The 2,491-nt window shown below is 39.6% G+C and carries 2 protein-coding genes and 1 pseudogene; 2 read left to right on the forward strand and 1 reads right to left on the reverse strand.

The genetic code is table 11. From position 1 onward, the window contains the following. The first annotated feature begins 306 nt into the window (after positions 1–306). Positions 307–1,149, forward strand: a complete 843-nt coding sequence (locus MUG84_RS27100) for a tyrosine-type recombinase/integrase (protein ID WP_244731279.1) — start codon at positions 307–309, stop codon at positions 1,147–1,149. Positions 1,150–1,200: 51 nt separating this feature from the next. On the opposite strand, the pseudogene MUG84_RS27735 reads toward MUG84_RS27100, so the two are convergent. Further along, positions 1,201–1,365, reverse strand: a pseudogene (locus MUG84_RS27735) (transposase); the annotation flags it as partial. Positions 1,366–1,482: 117 nt separating this feature from the next. On the opposite strand from MUG84_RS27735, the gene rraA reads away from it, so the two are divergent. Beyond that, positions 1,483–1,965 carry a ribonuclease E activity regulator RraA gene (rraA, locus tag MUG84_RS27110; protein ID WP_244731280.1) on the forward strand — a complete coding sequence of 161 codons (483 nt, stop codon included), beginning with the start codon at positions 1,483–1,485 and terminating at the stop codon, positions 1,963–1,965. Positions 1,966–2,491 lie beyond the last annotated feature (526 nt).

The following is a 2,491-nucleotide window of genomic DNA, read 5'->3' on the forward strand; positions in this document are numbered from 1 at the left end:
CGATATAGTTTATCGCCTTAATGAGTATGACATTGAACTAAATACTGAAACCTTGAGACCAAACGAATGCGCCAATTTGATATTAAATTTTATTAGATCAAATCGTGAATGCTCTGCTTTTAAGAAGTTAAATAAAAGAAGTGTTGGTGCTTCATAGAAGTCGTATTCTTCAGATAAAGCCATGTTTACGCTTCGGGGCATTTGACAGAGTACATTACGCTAACGGAGAACGCTAGTTCAATGAAAGATTAAAACCTCCCATATGAAGCAAACCTAGATTTAATAGGTCTAATGGGAGGTTATTTTATGAATTTAAGTGAATTATGGAAACTGTATGAAGCTGATAAGCGGATCCAGGGGTTTAGCCCAAATACATTGAAAGCCTACACCTTGCAGATCAAGATGCTGGTAACGGAACTGGGTGACCTGGATATTTCAGATGTTACTCTAAACTTGCTGAAGGAATACTTAGCAAAGCAGTCCGGTCGATTGAAGCCAAGCAGCTTAGGACATCGCATTCGTTTTGTTCGTTCCCTTTTCCGCTTTGCCTATGAAGAAACATATTTAACCTCAAATCCTTCTCTGAAATTACGCGAATCCAAAATGGAAAAGCGAATTCCTAAGTTTTTGATCGAGGAAGATGTCATTCACTTGAAAATCTCTTGTCAATCACTGAGGGAAAGGGCTCTTCTTGAGTTCCTCTACAGTACCGGCTGCCGAGTTGGAGAGGTGGAGAAGATAAACATCGAAGACCTGAACTGGGAAAACGGCTCTGCAATTGTTAATGGTAAGGGTTCAAAGCAGAGAGAGGTTTACTTCACGACCGAGTGTAAAGTGTGGTTGAAGAAGTATCTGGCCAGCCGTGAGGACTCCTGTAAGGCCTTATTCGTAACCGATTCACATCCTACTAGACGAATGGCCATTCCTACGATCAGGTGGGCATTAAAACGGCTTGCAGATCGGGGAGAGATCGAAACAAATCTATACCCTCATCGCTTTTGTCATACCTATGCGTGCCAGCTCCTTGATAATGGAGCACCTTTAGATTTCATTCAAGGCATGTTAGGACATGAAAAAGCATCAACCACTCAAATATACGCCCAGTTGCGCGGAGAACGCCGACGAGAACTTTACCGCCGGTTCTTTTAGCATAATCTGTACTATTGAGTGTAATCTTCGCCTAAGTCCACATACATAATATTTATTGCCTTTTTTGGTTTTAGACGATTTCCGTTTGCCCGCGCTTTCGTGAACAAGTCCCGCCCAGGAGCACATATGAGCAGCGCTTGGAAACTGGTTATTAATATCTGTACCGATTTCAGCCAGGATTTGTTCAGCCGTCCGTGTTGATATGCCAGGAATAGAAAGTACTTCCATTCTTCGATTGTAACCATTCCCTGTAATTAACGTAATAATCAAAACAAGGATGCTTGGACGAATGTGGAATTATATTGAATAGAAAAATATTAGGAGGAATCCATTATGTTAGACTTTAAAACTACTGACTTATGCGACGACTATTCAGATGAACTACAAATTAGCGATATCGCATTTCGTTCTTTCGGAAAAAAGACCCGTTTTTCAGGAAAAATTGAAACTGTAAGTGTGTATGAGGATAACGTGCTCCTCGTTGAAGCACTTGAAAGTGTACAGGAAGGCTCTGTTATCGTTGTAGATGGTGGTGGTTCTAATCGATGCGCACTACTTGGCGATCGTTTAGCGGGCATAGCGCAATCAAGAAAGTTATCAGGCGTTATTATTAACGGTTATGTAAGAGATTCTGTTGATCTAGCTAAAATGAATGTTGGCATTCTTGCGTTAGGGACAAATCCTCTAAAAAGTAAAAAAGAAGGAACTGGCGAACGTAATAGTAAATTCCACTTCGGTGGAGTTGACTGGAATCCAGGAGAGTATGTTTATGTGGATGAAGACGGGGTCATTATTTCTAAACAACCTCTTTTATAGAATAAATCGAGTACTCACTAGCGTTGCATATAATCGAAAATAAATAAAAATAGGATAAATTTAGTGAAAGGTACCTGGTGCTAACGCAATTCGAAATTGTACCAGGACCAGGTACGTCATTAGTCAGATGTCTAATGACACAAAGTTACCTACATATTAAATGTGAAGAAAGCCTGATGGATCAGGCTTCTTGTTATTTTATTTAGGAGAAATTGTGTCATAAAAAAATGCACAAATGTGCCTACATTGTAGGATAATGACACAAAAATGCCCACATTCTGGCGGGACTATCAGTACGTATGTCGGAGGACGATAACACGTGTTAATGTACGACACTATTCAAATTAAAAAAAAGGCCAAAATAAACGTTAGTTCCCGAGAAGAGCTCCGCCGTATTAAGCTATTCCAGCTAATAGCTTGTCAATATTTAATTATTAATAATCGATTCCAGGAGTGGTATACTTAAAAAAAGATATGACAAATAACCGTCCCCTTCGGCACAGGAATATATTTCATTTTTTCCTAT

Origin of the sequence: Paenibacillus mangrovi (assembly GCF_022898935.1) — a bacterium.
GTDB lineage: Bacteria > Bacillota > Bacilli > Paenibacillales > Paenibacillaceae > Paenibacillus_AQ > Paenibacillus_AQ mangrovi.